Source organism: Streptomyces sp. WAC 04229, assembly GCF_003947455.1.
In the GTDB taxonomy this organism is placed as follows: domain Bacteria; phylum Actinomycetota; class Actinomycetes; order Streptomycetales; family Streptomycetaceae; genus Streptomyces.
In genome coordinates, this window is record NZ_QHJH01000139.1 from 1 (window position 1) to 17545 (window position 17545).

19 protein-coding genes are annotated in these 17545 nt (G+C 71.9%); 10 read left to right on the top strand and 9 right to left on the bottom strand.

Going from position 1 to position 17545, the window contains the following annotated elements; translation table 11 throughout:
* Positions 1–112 precede the first annotated feature (112 nt).
* Together DMH12_RS27925 and DMH12_RS27930 are read right to left on the bottom strand one after the other, a co-directional pair.
* Entirely contained in the window at positions 113–553 is a 441-nt protein-coding gene (locus DMH12_RS27925) for a hypothetical protein (protein WP_185832589.1), read from the bottom strand.
* Positions 544–1203, bottom strand: coding sequence for an ATP-binding protein (locus DMH12_RS27930; protein WP_125494223.1), 660 nt, complete (start codon positions 1201–1203; stop codon positions 544–546). Before DMH12_RS27930 ends, DMH12_RS27925 begins: the two co-directional genes overlap by 10 nt.
* Positions 1204–1460: 257 nt before the next feature.
* On the opposite strand from DMH12_RS27930, the gene DMH12_RS27935 reads away from it, so the two are divergent.
* Both DMH12_RS27935 and DMH12_RS27940 read left to right on the top strand, forming a co-directional pair.
* The gene (locus DMH12_RS27935; RefSeq protein WP_125494224.1) at positions 1461–2321 is read left to right on the top strand and encodes a helix-turn-helix transcriptional regulator; all 861 of its coding nucleotides are present in this window, start codon (positions 1461–1463) and stop codon (positions 2319–2321) included.
* Positions 2322–2597 carry a DUF397 domain-containing protein gene (locus DMH12_RS27940; protein WP_125494225.1) on the top strand — a complete coding sequence of 92 codons (276 nt, stop codon included), beginning with the start codon at positions 2322–2324 and terminating at the stop codon, positions 2595–2597.
* 91 nt (positions 2598–2688) lie between these two features.
* On the opposite strand, the gene DMH12_RS27945 is transcribed toward DMH12_RS27940, so the two are convergent.
* A complete protein-coding gene (locus DMH12_RS27945; protein WP_125494226.1) occupies positions 2689–4179 on the bottom strand; it encodes a glutamate synthase subunit beta in 1491 nt (496 codons plus the stop codon).
* 151 nt (positions 4180–4330) lie between these two features.
* On the bottom strand, positions 4331–4810 hold the full coding sequence (locus tag DMH12_RS27950) for a DUF1772 domain-containing protein (protein ID WP_125494227.1): 480 nt from the start codon (positions 4808–4810) through the stop codon (positions 4331–4333).
* 163 nt (positions 4811–4973) lie between these two features.
* Between DMH12_RS27950 and DMH12_RS27955 the strand changes: the two genes are divergently transcribed.
* Together DMH12_RS27955 and DMH12_RS27960 are read left to right on the top strand one after the other, a co-directional pair.
* Positions 4974–5606, top strand: coding sequence for a uridine kinase (locus DMH12_RS27955; protein WP_125494228.1), 633 nt, complete (start codon positions 4974–4976; stop codon positions 5604–5606).
* Between the two features lie 66 nt (positions 5607–5672).
* Positions 5673–6116, top strand: coding sequence for a PPOX class F420-dependent oxidoreductase (locus tag DMH12_RS27960; RefSeq protein WP_125494229.1), 444 nt, complete (start codon positions 5673–5675; stop codon positions 6114–6116).
* Positions 6117–6148: 32 nt separating this feature from the next.
* Here the strand turns inward: DMH12_RS27960 and DMH12_RS27965 are convergent, their stop codons facing one another.
* Positions 6149–7276 carry a magnesium and cobalt transport protein CorA gene (locus DMH12_RS27965; RefSeq protein ID WP_125494230.1) on the bottom strand — a complete coding sequence of 376 codons (1128 nt, stop codon included), beginning with the start codon at positions 7274–7276 and terminating at the stop codon, positions 6149–6151.
* Between the two features lie 260 nt (positions 7277–7536).
* Here DMH12_RS27965 and DMH12_RS27970 point away from each other — a divergent pair, with 260 nt between their 5' ends.
* On the top strand, positions 7537–8331 hold the full coding sequence (locus DMH12_RS27970) for a methyltransferase (RefSeq protein ID WP_125494231.1): 795 nt from the start codon (positions 7537–7539) through the stop codon (positions 8329–8331).
* A gap of 232 nt (positions 8332–8563) precedes the next feature.
* On the opposite strand, the gene DMH12_RS27975 is transcribed toward DMH12_RS27970, so the two are convergent.
* Both DMH12_RS27975 and DMH12_RS27980 read right to left on the bottom strand, forming a co-directional pair.
* Entirely contained in the window at positions 8564–9481 is a 918-nt protein-coding gene (locus DMH12_RS27975; protein ID WP_125494232.1) for a carbohydrate kinase family protein, read from the bottom strand.
* Positions 9478–10386, bottom strand: coding sequence for a pseudouridine-5'-phosphate glycosidase (locus DMH12_RS27980; RefSeq protein WP_185832590.1), 909 nt, complete (start codon positions 10384–10386; stop codon positions 9478–9480). The genes DMH12_RS27975 and DMH12_RS27980 overlap by 4 nt, the downstream gene beginning before the upstream one ends.
* A gap of 135 nt (positions 10387–10521) precedes the next feature.
* On the opposite strand from DMH12_RS27980, the gene DMH12_RS27985 reads away from it, so the two are divergent.
* Entirely contained in the window at positions 10522–10950 is a 429-nt protein-coding gene (locus DMH12_RS27985) for a VOC family protein (RefSeq protein ID WP_125494233.1), read from the top strand.
* Between the two features lie 33 nt (positions 10951–10983).
* Here DMH12_RS27985 and DMH12_RS27990 read toward each other — a convergent pair whose 3' ends face one another.
* Together DMH12_RS27990 and DMH12_RS27995 are read right to left on the bottom strand one after the other, a co-directional pair.
* Positions 10984–11538, bottom strand: coding sequence for a methylated-DNA--[protein]-cysteine S-methyltransferase (locus tag DMH12_RS27990; protein WP_125494234.1), 555 nt, complete (start codon positions 11536–11538; stop codon positions 10984–10986).
* A gap of 79 nt (positions 11539–11617) precedes the next feature.
* Complete coding sequence (locus DMH12_RS27995; protein WP_125494235.1) at positions 11618–12511, bottom strand: glycerophosphodiester phosphodiesterase family protein; 894 nt, start codon at positions 12509–12511, stop codon at positions 11618–11620.
* 290 nt (positions 12512–12801) lie between these two features.
* Here DMH12_RS27995 and DMH12_RS28000 point away from each other — a divergent pair, with 290 nt between their 5' ends.
* The 4 genes from DMH12_RS28000 to DMH12_RS28015 form a co-directional block, all read left to right on the top strand.
* Complete coding sequence (locus DMH12_RS28000; protein WP_125494236.1) at positions 12802–13680, top strand: MHYT domain-containing protein; 879 nt, start codon at positions 12802–12804, stop codon at positions 13678–13680.
* Between the two features lie 40 nt (positions 13681–13720).
* A complete protein-coding gene (gene uvrB / locus DMH12_RS28005) occupies positions 13721–15862 on the top strand; it encodes an excinuclease ABC subunit UvrB (RefSeq protein ID WP_125494237.1) in 2142 nt (713 codons plus the stop codon).
* 140 nt (positions 15863–16002) lie between these two features.
* Positions 16003–16581 carry a TerD family protein gene (locus tag DMH12_RS28010; protein ID WP_122615064.1) on the top strand — a complete coding sequence of 193 codons (579 nt, stop codon included), beginning with the start codon at positions 16003–16005 and terminating at the stop codon, positions 16579–16581.
* 125 nt (positions 16582–16706) lie between these two features.
* Positions 16707–17545, top strand: an 839-nt coding sequence (locus DMH12_RS28015; RefSeq protein ID WP_185832591.1) for a TerD family protein, incomplete at its 3' end; no start/stop codon positions are given.

Genomic DNA, 17545 nt, shown 5'->3' on the forward strand with positions numbered 1-17545 from the left:
CCCCGCCACTCTTCCGCGAGCCCGCGTCCGCCCCTGCGCCGCGGGGGAGGGAGTGCGTGGCGGCGCAGGGGCGGACGCGGGCTCGCGGAAGAGTGGCGGGGCGCGGCGACGCCTACGCGCTCACCGGCCGGGACCAGGTGGGCGTCGTCTTCGTCAGCCTGCACAGCGCCAGGTAGAGCGGGATGGGCGGGGTGTACGGAACCGTGCCGTCCGGGCGGTGGATGAGGCCGGGAACGCCCGAGGCGTCGGGGACGACCGCTCCGGTGACGTAGCGCGCGGGCGCGGGCCACTCCAGGGCGTAGTCGGAGTCGGACGGAACGATCCACCACCAGTGCGTCTCATCGGCGTAGATGCACCCGACGCGCGGCAGCCTCGGCAGCACCTGTTGGGCGAGGTAGGCGGGTACCGCCACGGCGTCGCAGCCCAGCGGGACCGTCATGCCGTCCGGCACGGGAAGTCGCAGGGGTGTCCCGCAGGCGCGTCGTTCGCGCTGGAGGCGGACCATCGTGTCCAGACCGAGCGGTCGGATGCCGGATGCGGCCCTCACAGCCATTCGGTCCCCGTCCCGCGCCATTCGGTCCCTGGAGCGCGGGGCGGCCGGCGGTGGCCCTCCGCCTCGCCCTCGTCGCCCGTGTCGTCGGCGGGGCCGGGCTTCGGGCGGGCGCCCCAGCCGAGGTCGTTGTGGGGCTCCGACGGGTCGCGCGGGGTGTCGGCCTTGCGCGGCAGCTCCGCCCAGACCAGGAGGCCGGGGCCGTGCTCGTGGGCGCCCCACGCGTCGCACAGGGCGTCGACGAGGAGCAGTCCTCTGCCGTGTTCGTCCTCGGGCTGCTGATCGTCCGCGGGGTGGGGCTGGCCGGGGGCGCAGCCCTCGTCGCGCACGGCTATGCGGACCAGTTCGTCCCCGTCGTGCAGCTCGCAGACTATGTGTCTGCTCGCGGTGTGCACGATCGCGTTGGTCACCAGCTCGGAGACGACCAGGGCCGCGGTGTCGCAGGTGTCCTCGCACACCGACCAGCCGTTCAGCCGAGCCCGGGTCAGGCGTCTCGCCTGCGCGGGGGAACTCGGATGTGCGGCCAGTTCGAAACGGAACCGGCGCTCGGCGGCTGCGGTCCCCGAAGGGCCGGCTCCCATGGCGGCACCGAGGCCCAGGGAGCCCGCGGTGGCGTCTGTTCCTAAGGGCGCGGACGGAATCACGCTTGCCACTATCGCCCCGCCGTGAACACTTGGCAAGTGTCACTCTGAAAAATGCAGAGTGCTGTGTGACGTTCTGGACGGCCGTGGCACACTGCTCGCAACAGCACGTCGAGCGGCGCCACTTCAGTCCGTCGAAAGCCTGCAGAGGTTTTCGAACAGGTCTTCGGATGGCGCCGCCGGGCTGTCCGCACCAGGCACGGGCGCCAAGGCACCGGCGCCGGGCACAGGGACGCAAGGACTCTTCGGGACTCTTCAGGAGGTGGGCGGTGAGTGAGCCGCGGTCCGCGCCGACGGTCGGCCAGGTGGTACTCGGCCGGCGCCTGCTGGACCTGCGGGAACGCGCGGGCCTCAAGCGTGAGGAAGCCGCCCGCATCCTGCGCGTCGCCCCCGCCACCGTCCGCCGGATGGAGATGGCCGAGGTCGCGCTCAAGATCCCGTACCTCCAGCTCCTGCTGAAGGCGTACGGCGTCGGGGACGAGGAGGCCGAAGCCTTCGTGGGGCTGGCCGAGGACGCCAACAAGCCGGGGTGGTGGCAGCGCTTCCACGACATCCTGCCCGGCTGGTTCTCGCTGTACGTCAGCCTGGAGGGCGCCGCCGCCCTGATCCGCTCCTACGAGCCGCACTTCGTCCCGGGAGTGCTGCAGACGGAGGACTACGCGCGTGGCGTGCTGCGCTCCGGGGCCGTCGGGCAGACCAGGCCCGACGACATCGAGCGCCACGTCGACCTGCGCATGCAACGCCAGGAACTGCTCACCCGCAAGGACGCGCCCCGGCTGTGGGTCGTGATGGACGAGACCGCGCTGCGCCGCCCCGTCGGGGGCCCGGAGGTGATGCGTGCCCAGATCGACAGGCTGCTCGAGGCCACGAAGCTGCCCAACGTGACGCTGCAGGTCGCCCCGTTCTCCAACGGGCCGCACCCCGGCACCTACGGGCCCTTCGTGCTGTTCCGATTCGCCATGCCGGAACTGCCGGACATGGTCTACAGCGAGTACCTGACCGGCGCCGTCTATCTGGACGCGCGCGCCGAGGTGGCGACCCATCTCGAGGTCATGGACCGCATGGCGGCGCAGGCCGCCACGGCACATCGCACGAAGGAGATCCTCCGGGATCTCCGCAAGGAGCTGTGAATGAACCGCATCAAACCCCAGCGCCCGCCACGGACCCGCGGCGAGCGGATCTACAACGGCATGCCCGCCGGCGAGCTGGGCAGCGAGGGCTGGCACAAGCCGTGGAGCGGCGGCAACGGAGGCAACTGCCTGGAGGCCATGAAGCTCGCCGACGGCCGGATCGCGCTCCGGCAGTCCACCGACCCGGAGGGACCGGCGCTGATCTACACCTCCGCGGAGATGACGGCCTTCATCGAGGGAGCGAAGGCGGGAGAGGCGGACTTCCTGCTGTCCTGAGACGTGTGTCTTGATCTTGTTGTTCTTAAGCTTGCTGGCACTGATCTGACCCGACCTGATTGCCTCTAGCGGCCCGTCACCGGCGGGCCGCTCAGACCCTCATCGGCCGGTCGTGGGGCCCCACGGGGGCGGGGAGCCGAGTGCGGCCGCCGGACAGGTGGCGGTCGACGGCCGCCGCCACCGCCCGTCCCTCCGCGATCGCCCACACGACGAGCGACTGCCCGCGCGCCGCGTCCCCCGCGGCGAACACCCCCGGAACACCGGTGGCGAATTCCTGGTCCCGGGCGATCGTGCCCCCGGACTCCAACGTCAGCCCCAGCCCGTCGACCAGCCCGTCCTCCCGGTCGGGCCCCGAGAAGCCGAGGGCGAGCAGGACGAGGTCGGCGGGGAGCGTGCGCTCGGTACCGGGCAGCGGACGGCGCCCCGCGTCCACCCCGACCAGGTGCAGCGACCGCACGTGCCCCGCGTCGTCCCCGGTGAAGCGGAGCGTGGACGCCGCGAACAGCCGCGCGTCCGCGTCCGCCGCCGGCGCGGACCGCAGGTCGCGTGCCTCCTCGTGCGCAGCCGACAGCCGGTAGAGCCGCGGATAGACCGGCCACGGCTCCGCCTCCTCGTCCCGTTCCGCACCCGGCTGCGCGTAGATGTCCAGCTGGGTCACGGACGCCGCCCGGTCCCGTACCGCCGTGCCCAGACAGTCCGCGCCGGTGTCGCCGCCGCCGACGATGACGACGTGCTTCCCCGCTGCGGACAGCGGGGAGCGCTCCAGGTCCCCCTCGCACACCCGGTTGGCCAGCGGCAGGTACTCCATCGCCTGGTGGATCCCCGTCAGCTCCCGCCCGGGCACGGGCAGCTCGCGCCAGGCGGTCGCCCCGGTGGCGACCACCACGGCGTCGTAACGGCTCCGCAGCTCCGCCGCGCCCACGTCCCGGCCGACCGCGGTCGACGTCCGGAACTTCGTCCCCTCCGCCCGCATCTGCTCGATACGCCGCTCCAGATGCCGCTTCTCCATCTTGAACGCGGGGATGCCGTACCGCATCAGCCCCCCGATCCGGTCGTCCCGCTCGAACACCGCCACCGTGTGCCCGGCCCGGGTCAGTTGCTGCGCCGCCGCCAGACCGGCGGGCCCGGAGCCGATCACCGCCACCGTCTTCCCGGAGAGCCGGTCCGGCGGCCGTGGCGGGGTGAAGCCCTCCTCCCAGGCGCGGTCGGCGATCGCGCACTCGACGTTCTTGATGGTCACGGCCGGCTGGTTGATGGCGAGGACGCAGCCCGCCTCGCACGGCGCGGGGCACAACCGGCCGGTGAACTCGGGGAAGTTGTTCGTGGCGTGCAGCCGCTCGCTCGCCGCCCGCCAGTCCGACCGGGCCACCAGATCGTTCCAGTCCGGGATCAGGTTGCCCAGCGGGCAGGCCTCGTGGCAGAAGGGGACGCCGCAGTCCATGCAGCGGTCGGCCTGCGCGCCGACGATCGGCAGCAGCGCGCCCGGGACGTACACCTCGTCCCAGTCCTGCACCCGCTCCTCGGCCGGCCTGCGGGGCCACTCCTCGCGGGGGGTCGTCAGGAAACCCTTCGGATCGGCCATGGCCCTCTCCCTTGCGTGCGGGGTGGCTGGCCGTGCGGCGCTCTGCGTTCGGGGCGGCGCTCTTGCGCCCCACGATACGTCCGGCCCGCCCCGGAGGCAGAGCGCCGCTCGCCCTTCCCGCGCTCCGAGCGGGAGGGCGGCGCCCGCTCCCTCAGCGAAGGGCGAGCACATAGGCCACCGCCGCCGCGGCCGAGGCGATCGTCCGGACGTGGTTCCACGCCGTCCACTCGCGCACGTACGCGGTCCACCGGTCGGCCGCCTGCGCGGAGCCCGGCTCCACTGCGAGCAGGGCGGTGTTGCGCGGCACATTGGCGGCCACGGTCACCCCGAACGACCCGATCAGATACAGCGCGCTGCCCAGCAGTAGCTCCACCGCGGCCTCCTCCGGCCACAGCGCGAACGTCACCACGGCGATCACCGCGGCCAGCACCGCCGTCCCGAGGAACACCGCCATGAACGGCGGCCGCACCGCCGCCTTGTTGATCGAGTTCATCGCGGAGACCCCCTGAGCCGGCGGCAGCGCGTCCAGCCCCCGCATGACGAAGGTCGAGAAGGCGCAGAACACCCCGGCCGTCAGACCGGCCCCGAGCACACCCAGCACCGTCAGCACGAAATACGGTCCGTCGATCATGTCGCGTCAACTCCCACCCGTCGACCGGTCGCCCGACCGGCGCCGTCCGCCGTCGGTCACCCCAAGTCAACCGCCGCGCGAGCACGGTGACCATGGCCGACCCGCGCCCGCCCATGCGCGAGCGTCCAAGCCGGCGCACCGGCGAGTGACGCATCATGGGCGGGTGCGACTGGAAGCGATCACCTGGGACCGGCTCGGCGACCAGCTCGCCGAGCGCCTCCTCGACCTCGAACCCGCGGACGGCAGCGCCTGGACCCGCGTCGCCCTCGACGGCGCCCCGGCAGCCCGCCCCGGCGACCTCGCCGAACGCGTCTCCGAGGCGCTGCGCGTCCGCGGCCGACCCTCCCTCGTCGTCGGGACGGAGGGCTTCCTGCGCCCCGCGTCGCTGCGCCTGGAGTACGGGCACCGGGACACCGAGTCCTACTACAACGGCTGGTACGACATCGGCGCCCTGTGGCGCGAGGTCTTCGACCCCCTCGGGCCCGAGGGGAACGGGCGGGCCCTGCCCGACCTGTGGGACCCGGTCACCGACCGCGCCACCCGCAGTCCCCACGTCCAACTCCCTCCCGGAGGTGTGCTGCTGCTGCACGGCCCGTTCCTGCTGCGTCACTGGTTCCCCCTCGATCTGAGCGTCCATCTCGTCCTCACCCCCGGAGCGCTGCGCCGCCGGACCGCGGAGGCCGAGCGGTGGACCCTGCCCGCCTTCGAGCGCTACGACGAGGAGACCGACCCCGCCGGTACCGCCGACGTCGTGGTGCGGGCCGACGATCCACGGCACCCCGCGTGGAGCGGCTGACAGGTTCCTCGCGTCGGTTTCACCAAAGCGCTTTTATATGCGCATGCATGTAACTAGGCTGCGGGCATGACCACTCACTCCGGCGATGCCGCCGTGACCACCGATGCCCGCAACTCCGCCGCCTCCTTCGACGAACCGGTCCGCGCCCTGCTGGACGGCAAGAACTTCGCCTCGGTCGCCACGCTCGGTCCCGACGGCGCCCCGCAGAACTCCGTGGTCTGGATCAAGCGCGAGGGCGACACGGTGCTCTTCTCCTCCGTGGACGGACGCCAGAAGGTGCGCAACCTCCGCCGGGATCCGCGCATCAGCCTGTCGGTCTACGACCTGGCCAACCCGTACACCTCGGTGGAGATCCGCGGCACCGCCGAGATCGTCCCCGACGAGGGGAAGAGACTTCCGCGCGACCTCTCGCACAAATACCTCGGCATAGACCCGCCGGCGGAGAAGGACGAGGAGACCCGTGTGATCATCCGTGTCGTGCCACGGAAGATCGTGAGCTTCTCGGCCTGATCGGCGCGGTGCCCGAACCGCTCGCTCCTCCCTCAGAGCCAGCCGTTGCGCCGGAAGCCGCGGTGCAGCGCCAGGCAGGCGACGGCTATCACCCCGATGACCAGGCCGTAGCCGTACCGCCAGCGCAGCTCGGGCATGTGGTCGAAGTTCATGCCGTACACCCCGCAGACCATCGTGGGGACGGCGACGATCGCGGCCCAGGCGGTGATCTTCCGCATGTCCTCGTTCTGCGCGACCGTCACGCGGGCGAGGTGTGCCTGGAGGATGGAGTTGAGCAGCTCGTCGAACGCGGCGATCTGCTCGACGGCCCGCAGCAGGTGGTCGGAGACGTCACGGAAGTACGCCTGTATCTCCGGGTCGACCACCCGGAACGGCCGGGTGGCCAGCTCCTCCAGTGGCCGGCTGAGCGGTACCACGGCCCGCCTCAGTTCGAGCAGTTCACGCTTGAGCTGGTAGATCCGTCCCGGGTCGATCCGCGCGCCGTTCTCCGCGAAGACCTCCGTCTCCACATGGTCGACGTCCGCCTGGACCGAGTCGACGACGGTCAGGAAGTCGTCCACCACGTGGTCCGCGATCGCGTGCAGCACCGCCGACGGCCCCTTGGCGAGCTGCGCGGGATCGGACTCCAGCTCCTCTCGCAGCGGGCCCAGGGAGCCGTGCCGCCCGTGGCGCACGGTGATCACGAAGTCCTGGCCGACGAACACCATGATCTCGCCGGTGCTCACCACCTCGCTGGTGGCCGTCAGCTCCTCGTGCTCCAGGTAGCAGACGGTCTTGAACACGGCGAAGAGCGTCTCGCCGTACCGCTCCACCTTCGGCCGCTGGTGGGCCTCGATCGCGTCCTCCACCGCCAGCGGGTGCAGATCGAACAGCTCCGCGACGCCGGCGAACTCCTGGTCCGTCGGCTCGTGCAGGCCGAGCCAGACGAAGCCCGCGGCGCGCTTGCGCATCCTGGCCACCACGTCGACCGGATCGCCGCCCTCGGGGGTGCGGACACCGTCCAGGTAGGTCACGCAGTTCACCACCGAGGAACCCAGCGGGGAGCGGACCGGGTGGCTCAGGTCCACCCGCCGTCGACGGCGGCCCAGCTGTGCCACCTTGCGCAGGCCGCCGGCCTTTCCCAGGCCGGTGACCTTGCGCAGATTCCCTGCCATGGTCATCCGAATCTCCTCGCGTGGGTCCCCTCGCGCCGTGCTTCCCGCGCCTTGGCAGGCCAGTTTGCCAGTCGAGCGGGAACGCCGTCCGGGCCTGTGGAAACGGAGCATTCCGCTTCCTTCCCGGCTGTGGACGAACCGCCGGCCGCACACCGCCGGAGCCTCCCCGACCGGCCGTCCGGGGTAGGGGGCGGCGAGGCGTGCGGCGCCCTCGCGCCGGAGCGTCGCCCCCTTCCGGCAAGCCGGACAACTGGGATGATCGCAGCATGACGCGAACCGACGGATACCTCCTCGACAACCGGCAGGCCGAGGCTGCGAAGCGTTTCGACGCCTTCGCCAAGCTCTTCGACCCCACCACGTTCCGGCACCTCGAGACGCTCGGCGTCGGACCCGGCTGGCGCTGCTGGGAGGTCGGGGCCGGCGGAACCTCCGTGGTGACGTGGCTGGCCAAGAAGGTCGGGCCGACCGGCAGGATCCTCGCGACGGACATCGACACCTCGCGGGTCGCTCCGGCCGGGCGCCCGCCGGTCGAGGTGCGCGTGCACGACGTGGGCGCGCAGGAGCCGCCGGGGGAGGGGTTCGACCTGGTGCACGCGAGGCTGGTGCTCGTCCACGTCCCGGACCGGGAGCGGGCGTTGCGGTCGATGGTCAAGGCCCTGCGTCCCGGTGGCCGCCTCCTGGTCGAGGACGCCGATCCCGCCCTGCAGCCCCTGCTCTGCCCCGACGAGCACGGCCCCGAGCAGCAACTGGCGAACCGCCTCCGGCAGGGCTTCCGCCAGCTGCTGTCCCGCCGCGGAGCCGACCTCTCCTACGGCCGCCGGCTGCCGCGCCTGCTCCGGGAGGCCGGACTGCGCCGCGTGGAGGCCGACGCCTACTTCCCGGTCACCTCGCCCGCGTGCGCCGCCCTGGAGTCGGCGACCGTCCGTCAGATCCGCGACGAGTTGGTCGGCGAGGGAGTGGCCACGCACGACGACATCGACCGGCATCTCGCCAACGTCGCGTCCGGCGGCATGGACCTGGCGACGGCTCCGATGATCTCGGCGTGGGGGCGCAAGGCGTAAGGAGCACCCGCCGGTGGCCTCGTCGCCCTCCTCATCGGCCCTGGCCGTCCCGTCACTCCGTCGGCCCGTCACCGGGGTCACCTGTCGGCCCGTCACTCCATCGGCCCGTCTCCCCGGTCACCTGTCGGCCCGTCACCCCGGCCATCCCGTCGGCCCCTCGGCCCGGATGTCCGGTTCAGGCATGCTCACGTCGGAGGGCACGGGCTCATGCCTGCCGCGTCCCCGCCGCTGATCATTCGACCGCTCGCGGAGGTCTCCCGCCCACCCGTTCGACCGCCGTCGCTCCCGCCCGGCACCCCGCGGCCGCCGCCTCCTCGGGCGTCGCGCCCGCGAGCAGCGCGGCGAGGAACGCGCCGGTGAAGGCGTCACCGGCGCCCGTGCTGTCCCGCGGTGACGCAGGGGCAGCGGGGACCCGGGCGCGCACGGCGCCGGCCCGGGCCACCAGGGCGCCCTCCGCCCCCTGCTTGGAGACCACCAGCGGAACGTGCCGGCTCAGCTTGGCCGCCGCGTCCGCGGCATCGGGCAGCCCGGTCAGCAGGCATGCCTCGTCACGGCTCGGCAGCAGGACGTCCACCCCCTCGACCAGACCCAGGAAACGGGCAACGCCCAGCCCGGCGAGGAACCCCGCCGAGGCCGGGTCCAGGCTGACCGGCACCCCGCGCGCGCGGGCCGCGGCCAGGGCGACCGACACCAGAGCGCGGCTCGGTTCCGCGAACAGGAGGTAGCCCGACAGGTGCAGCCGGGCGACGCCGTCGAGCAGCGCGTCCGACCAGTCGCCCGGCCCGATCCGCAACGAAGCCCCGCTGTCCGTGAGGAAGGTCCGCTCGGCCGAGTCGCCCGTGTCGACCAGGCAGATCACCGTCCCCGTCGGCGCCGACGGGTCGACCACCAGCTGCGGACGCACCCCACAGGCCGTCAGCTCCCGCTCGTGCCAGCCGGCCGCGTCGGCGCCGACCCGGCCCAGCAGCCGGACGTTCCCGTACCCCGCCCAGGCCGCCCAGCAGGCCACGTTGGCACCCGCACCGCCGGGCAGTCGACGGATCGAGGCGGCCGTGTCCGTACCGGCGGCCAGCGGCCCCCGGTGGCGGGCGACCACGTCGGTGACGACATCGCCGACGACCAGCAACGCCCCGCCCGGCGACACGGTCACGCCCGGGCCCAGGCCGTCGCGATGCGGGCCGCCAGCCGTACGTTTCCGCGCACCGCCGCCAGATTGGCGCTCAGCGAGGCGCCGTCGGTGTGGCGCACCAAGTGGTCCAGGAGAAACGGGGTGACCGCCTGCCCGGTCACCCCCTCCGCCTCGCACGCGCGCAGCGCGTCGGCCAGCACGCGTGCGTGCAGCGCGGGATCCAGCTGCTCCTCCTCGGGCACCGGATTGGCGACCACGAACGCGGACCGCGGCCCGTCCAGCGCGTCCTGCGCCCGCATGACGGCCGCCACCTGCTCCGGGCTGTCCAGCGTCCAGTCCACCGGGTGCCCGGAGTCGGACAGGTAGAAGCCGGGGAAGCGGTCCGTGCCGTAGCCCGCCACCGAGACGCCGAGCGTCTCCAGCCGTTGCAGGGTCGCCGGTACGTCCAGGATGGACTTCACCCCCGCGCACACCACGGTGATCCGGGTGCGTGCCAGCAGGCCCAGGTCGGCCGACTCGTCCTGCGTCACCGTCCACTCCCGGTGCACACCGCCCAGCCCACCGGTCGCGAACACCCGCACGCCCGCCAGAGCCGCCAGCAGCGCGGTCGCCGACACGGTGGTCGCGCCGCTCGCTGCGGCCGCCACCGCGAGCGGCAGGTCCCGGTGGCCCAGCTTGCGGATGCCGTCCTCGTTGGCGACCCGCTCCAGTTGCTCCTTGTCGAGGCCCACATGAGGCCGCCCGTCCAGGACGGCGATCGTCGCCGGGACGGCGCCCTCCCGACGGACCACGTCCTCCAGCTCCCTGGCCACCAGCAGATTGCGCGGGCGCGGCAGCCCGTGCGCGATGATCGTGGACTCCAGGGCCACCACGGGCTCACGCGCGTCGATCGCCGCCCGTACCTCTTCCGACACCACCAGCATCACGCGCCTGCCTCCTGTCCGACGGTCTCCCTCGGCTCCGGTCTCCCTCATCCCTGGCGGGCGACGGACCGGGTCAAACCCCCGAGAGGCCGCACCGGCCTCTTGCGGGTTCCGGCGCAGGGCACCAGCCTGGTGACCATGACGGACAACACGGCACGTCTCGACCACGTGGTGCTCTGGGTCCACGACCCGGTCGCCGCGGCAGGGTTCTACGAGAAGAACCTGGGGCTGGAGCCCTTGCGGCTCACCGAGTACGCCGCGGGGACCGTGAGTTTTCCTTCCGTGCGGCTCAACGAAGAGACCATCCTCGATCTCGCGCCGCACTCCCTCGCGGCAGGCATGCGGGTCGTGCCCGGCGCCGACGAGAGCGCGGGGCATCCCGTCAACCACATCTGCCTGTCCCTGCCCGCGCACGAGTTCGACGCGCTGCGCGACCGCCTTGAGGAGCAGTCCGTCCCGGTCTCGGAGCTCTCCCACGACTCCTACGGCGCCCGCGGCATGGCCCGGCGCAGCTTCTACTTCGGCGACCCGGACGGCAACATCATCGAGGCCAGGCACTACGACTAGCTCCGCCCGCCACCGGCATCCCGGGGCCCGCGCTCAGAACAGGGGCTCGGGCAGCACGCCCTCCAGCGCGAGCAACCGCCGCTTGGTCTCCACCCCGCCGCCGAACCCGCCGATGCCCCCGTCGCTCTCCACCACGCGGTGGCAGGGCACGACGACCGGCAGCGGATTGGCGCCCATGGCCATGCCGACAGCCTGGGCCGCGCCCGGCTGGCCCACCCGGCCGGCCAGGTCGCCGTACCCGACGACCGAGCCGTAAGGGACGCCGGAGGCCAGCTCACGCAGTACCTCCCGGTTGAAGCCCGAGATCAGCGACCAGTCCAGCGGCAGGTCGAAGTCCTGCCCGGCCCCCGCGAAGTACGACGCCACCTGGCGTATCGCCTCGGCCAGCAGCGGGGAGCCGGGGGCCTCCACGGGCTCCGTGCCCAGCCGGGCCGCGAGCCGTTCGAGCGCCTGGTCGCGGACGGCGTCGGTGGCGTGGAACACGACGTTGACCAGACCGTCGGGGGTGGCGGCCAGCATCAGCGGACCGATGTCGGTGCCGACGACGGTCCACACGACGCGCTGTTCGTACTGCCCAGGGCTGTCCATGCGCCCACGGTACGGCCGGCCACTGACAATGCCCGGGACGGCGGCCTGCGCGGCCGGTCCGTCCCGGGCATGAAGGGGGTCAGCGCAGGGACGAGTACACGTCCTCGCCGACGGCGTCCCGCACCACGTCCGGCTTGTTGGTGATGATGCCGTCGACGCCGTACCCCGCCACCCGCCGCGCGGCGGCAGCGGTGTCCACCGTCCAGGTCAAGACCTCCATCTGCTTGCCGTGCGGCCCCTTGAACGCGTGCACCGAGGCCACGTAGGACATGGAGAGGGAGCCGTGCGAGGGATTGATCTGGTCCGTGAACTCGGCGTACTCGGGCAGGTCCGACACGAGAGGCGTGCCGAGGAAGCCCGTCTTGACGGCCGGCTTGAGCTTGTGGACCGTCCGGATGCTGTCCGCGCTGAAGCTCTGCACCACCAGCCGGCCGGTCACATGGCGGCGGTCGAGCCAGCCCTCGTTGGCGAGCACCTTGAGGGTCTGCTGCTCGATGCCCGGGTACAGGCCGGGGCTCTTCAGCTCCAGCAGCAGCTTCTGGTGGTTGTGCTCCACACGGTCCACGTACTGCTTCAGGGTCGGCACGCGCGCGCCCGCGTACCGGGACCCGAACCAGCTCCCCGCGTCCAGCCGCGCGATCTCCGCGGCGGTGAAGTCCTTCACCTTCCAGGGGGACCGGCCGGGGAAGACCTCCTCCACGTCGGTGGTACGCCGCAGGTCGTCGTCGTGCATGACGACGAGTTCGCCGTCCTTGGTGCGCTGGACGTCGTTCTCCACCCAGCGGATGCCCAGCTCCGCCGCCTTGTCGACGGCGGCCAGCGTGTTCTCCGGCGCGTAGGCCGAAGCGCCCCGGTGCGCGACGACCGTGGGCCCGTCGTCGCCGGTCCCGGTGTCCCGGGCGTGCGAGAGGGGCGCCGTCAGGGCGACTCCCAGAAGCGCGGTGGTCGTGACGGCAACTGTGCGCACGTGCATGCGTACTCCTCGCGTCGAGCGATCACGGACAGCTCCACTGTGACACCGGAGAGTCAACGGGAGAGGGGTACAGAATGGCCGCTGGCTGAATGGAGTTGCTCAACTACGCTCACCGGGGCGGCACAAGTGGGGCGAGGCCGTGATTCTTTGCCGGAGAATCGTTCGACCATTCCGGTGGGCGTCATACTCTCTGCCTCGGCCCCGGTCGTTCGCTCAGGCCCGCGAGAGGGTGCACATCAGGAGAATCCGGTACTCCACCGGGGCGTAAGAAGGCGGAAGGGCAGCCGCAGATGCAAGGCACGGTCGACGGATTCAACTACGGACTCGTCACACCACTGGTGGCCTACCTCATGGCGTGCCTCGGCGGTGCCCTCGGTCTGCGCTGCACCACGAGGGCCATGCTGGTCACCCGTTCCTGGCGCCCCGGGTGGCTCGCCCTGGGCTCGGCGGCGATCGGCTCCGGCATCTGGACCATGCACTTCATCGCGATGATGGGGTTCACGATCGAACACACACCGATCCGCTACGACTGGCTGATGACCTTCGCCAGCCTGGCCGTCGCCATCGTGATGGTGGGGATCGGGATCTTCATCGTCGGCTACCGCGGCGCCCGCGGGACCGCCCTGTTCACCGGCGGCACCGTCACAGGCCTGGGGATCGCCTCGATGCACTACCTGGGTATGGCGGGGATGCACCTGGACGGACAGCTGACCTACAACACGTTCACCGTGTCCGTGTCCGTCGTCATCGCCATGGCCGCCGCCACCGCCTCACTGTGGGCGGCCGGACAGGTCCGGGGCTTCCTGTGGAGCGTGGGCGCCGCCCTGATCATGGGGCTGGCCGTCACCGGCATGCACTACACGGGCATGGCCGCGCTCGACGTCCATGTCAGCGGCACGTCCGAGCCCAGCGTCGGGGGATCGCCCGCCGAGCTCCTCGCCCCGATGCTGATCGGGCCCCTCGCCTTCCTCGTCCTGGCCGGCGTCGTCGTCCTGCTCGACCCGCTGATGGTCATGGGCAAGCCCGCCGCCCCGCCCGTCGAGCGGAAGCCCGGCATCCCCGCCCACTCCGAGATCCCGCGCACCCTCCACCGTCCGGCCCGCCATCCGGCCCGCCACCTGCGCCGCCCCCTTGCCCACCGGCGCTCCCGGGCCCCGCAGAACCGCTGATCCGGACCCGTTGTCAGTGGGGGGTCGTACGGTGGAACCCATGCGGCCCGTTTCCCAGATCGAACGCACGGTGGCGCCCTTCGAGGTCGTCAGCCCCTACCAGCCGAACGGCGACCAGCCGGCGGCCATCGCCGAGCTGGCCCGGCGAGTCGAAGCAGGCGAGAAGGACGTCGTCCTGCTCGGCGCGACCGGCACCGGCAAGTCCGCCACCACCGCGTGGATGATCGAGAAGCTCCAGCGGCCCACCCTGGTCATGGCGCCGAACAAGACCCTGGCCGCCCAGCTGGCGAACGAGTTCCGCGAACTGCTGCCGAACAACGCCGTCGAGTACTTCGTCTCGTACTACGACTACTACCAGCCCGAGGCCTACGTCCCCCAGTCGGACACCTACATCGAGAAGGACTCCTCGATCAACGAGGAGGTGGAGCGGCTGCGGCACTCCGCGACCAACTCGCTGCTCACCCGCCGGGACGTCGTCGTGGTCGCCTCCGTCTCCTGCATCTACGGCCTCGGCACCCCCCAGGAGTACGTGGACCGCATGGTCCCCCTCCGGGTCGGCGAGGAGCACGACCGGGACGAGCTGCTGCGCCGCTTCGTCGACATCCAGTACACGCGCAACGACATGGCCTTCGCCCGCGGCACCTTCCGCGTGCGCGGCGACACCATCGAGATCTTCCCGGTCTACGAGGAGCTCGCCGTCCGCATCGAGATGTTCGGTGACGAGATCGAGGCCCTGTCCACCCTCCACCCGGTCACCGGCGAGATCATCAGCGACGACCAGCAGCTCTACGTCTTCCCCGCCTCCCACTACGTCGCGGGCCCCGAGCGCCTGGAGCGGGCGGCCAACGACATCGAGAAGGAGCTGGCCGAGCGCCTGACCGAGCTGGAGAAGCAGGGCAAGCTCCTGGAGGCCCAGCGACTGCGGATGCGCACGACGTACGACCTCGAGATGCTCCGCCAGATCGGCAGCTGCTCCGGGGTGGAGAACTACTCGATGCACTTCGACGGCCGCCTCCCCGGCTCCCCGCCGAACACACTGCTGGACTACTTCCCGGACGACTTCCTGCTCGTCATCGACGAGTCGCACGTCACCGTGCCGCAGATCGGCGCCATGTACGAGGGCGACGCCTCCCGCAAGCGCACGCTGGTCGACCACGGCTTCCGGCTGCCCTCCGCACTCGACAACCGACCGCTGAAGTGGGAGGAGTTCCAGGAGCGTATCGGGCAGACCGTCTACCTGTCCGCGACTCCCGGCGCCTACGAGCTCTCCCGCTCCGACGGTGCCGTGGAGCAGATCATCCGCCCCACCGGCCTCGTCGACCCGGAAGTCGTCGTCAAGTCCACCGAGGGCCAGATCGACGACCTGGTGCACGAGATCCGCAAGCGAACCGAGAAGGACGAGCGGGTCCTGGTCACCACCCTCACCAAGAAGATGGCCGAGGACCTCACCGACTACTTCCTGGAACTGGGCATCCAGGTCCGCTACCTGCACAGCGACGTCGACACCCTGCGCCGCGTCGAACTGCTGCGTGAACTGCGCGCCGGTGAGTACGACGTCCTGGTCGGCATCAACCTGCTGCGGGAGGGCCTCGACCTGCCCGAGGTGTCCCTGGTGGCGATCCTCGACGCCGACAAGGAGGGCTTCCTGCGCTCCGGCACCTCGCTGATCCAGACCATCGGCCGCGCGGCGCGCAATGTCTCCGGCCAGGTCCACATGTACGCCGACAAGATCACGCCGGCGATGGAGAAGGCGATCGACGAGACCAACCGCCGACGCGAGAAGCAGGTCGCGTTCAACAAGGCGAACGGCATCGACCCGCAGCCGCTCCGCAAGAAGATCAACGACATCGTCGCGCAGATCGCCCGCGAGGACGTCGACACCGAGCAGCTGCTCGGCTCCGGCTACCGCCAGGTGAAGGAGGGGAAGGGCGCCAAGGCCCCCGTGCCCTCCCTCGGCGGCCAGGCGGCGGCTGCGAAACCGGCCAAGGGCCGGGGCAAGACCAGGGAGACGGTGCCGACCGACCGTCCCGCCGCGGAGCTGGCCGAACAGATCGAGGAACTGACCAACCGCATGCGGGCGGCCGCCGCCGACCTCCAGTTCGAGATCGCGGCCAGGCTGCGCGACGAGGTCTCCGAGATGAAGAAGGAACTGCGTCAGATGAGGGAGGCGGGCCTGGCCTGAGGCTCCGACGGGCACGGGCTGTGTTGCAAGACCGACACAAAGTGCGGACCGGGGTGGGGCACTGTCAGTGCCCGTGCGTAGGGTTCGGGTCAACCGCGGGCTCCGCGGCAACAGGGGACAGCTCGAGAGGGGATCAGCGCGTGACCGTCAACATGACCAAGGGTCAGGCCATCAGTCTGCAGAAGAACGACGGCGGCAGCCTGACGTCGGTGCGCATGGGTCTCGGCTGGCAGGCGGCTCCCCGGCGCGGCCTGTTCGGCTCCCGCACCCGGGAGATCGACCTGGACGCCTCCGCGGTCCTGTTCGCGGACAAGCAGCCGGTCGACGTCGTCTTCTTCCGCCACCTCGTGAGCGACGACGGCTCGGTGCGCCACACCGGGGACAACCTCGTCGGCGGTGTCGGCCAGGGCGGCGACGACGAGGCGATCCTCGTCGACCTCCAGCGCATCCCGGTCCACATCGACCAGATCGTCTTCACCGTGAACTCGTTCACCGGCCAGACCTTCCAGGAAGTGCAGAACGCGTTCTGCCGCCTGGTCGACGAGACCAACGGGCAGGAACTCGCCCGCTACACGCTGGCCGGCGGCGGCGCCTACACGGCGCAGATCATGGCCAAGGTGCACCGCGCGGGCCAGGGCTGGTCGATGACCGCCATCGGTACCCCGGCCAACGGCCGCACCTTCCAGGACCTGATGCCGGCGATCCTGCCGGTCCTCTGACGAGCGACGAAGCAGGAATGCCGGTCCTGCGAGGGGCCGGCCGAACACCCCGTCCCGCGAGCGGGACGGACGAGCGCCGCACGGCACACCACGAGTGACGCACGAGTGACACAGGGGGACAGGCGATGACGGCCGAGCTGACGCGGGGACAGAACCACCCGCTTCCCCGGACCCGTCTGGAGATCCGGGTCTCGGCCGGCACACCGATCGTGGCCGGGGCCACGCTCGGCGACGAGAAGGGCAAAGTGCACGGGGCCGAGTGGGTGGCCCACCCGGGCGCCCCCACCCTGGCGGGCCTGGAGGTCTCCAGGCAGGCGGCCGCCGACCACCGCCTCGCGGTGGACCTGGACGCGCTCCCGGACACCGTGCACCGCGTGAGCGTGCTGCTCGCCCTGCCCGCCGCCGGGCAGGGCCCGGTCCGCTTCGGGGCCGTCGCCGCCCCCTTCGTGGCGGTCACGGACCTCGACGGCGACGAAGTCGCCAGCTACACCGTCACCGGCCTGGACCGCGAGTCCGCGGTCGTCGCCCTGGAGCTCTACCGGCGCCAGGGCGCGTGGAAGGTGCGCGCCGTCGGCCAGGGCTACGCGGGCGGCCTCGCCGAACTGCTCACCGACCAGCACCTGCCCCAGGCCCACCAGCTCGCCGGAACCATCCACGAGGCGGTGGCGCGCGGTCTGGCCCGTTCGGTGCCGGCCCCTCCGGCCCGCGCCGCGGACGCCGACCGCCCCCGGCAGACCGCCGCCCCGGCGCACGGTCCCGACCATGGCACCGCACCCCAGGGCACTCCCGGTCCCGTAACGCCGGTGTCCCCGTACGACACCCAGAGCCCCGCCGGCCCGCAGACACCCGGCGGGCCGGGAGAGCACGGGACGCCGCAGCCGTACCGGGCCGGCACGGGCGACCCCGCGCCGGCCGGCCAGGCGCCCACGCCCACCGGTGGCGGCCCGAGCGACTACAGCCACCC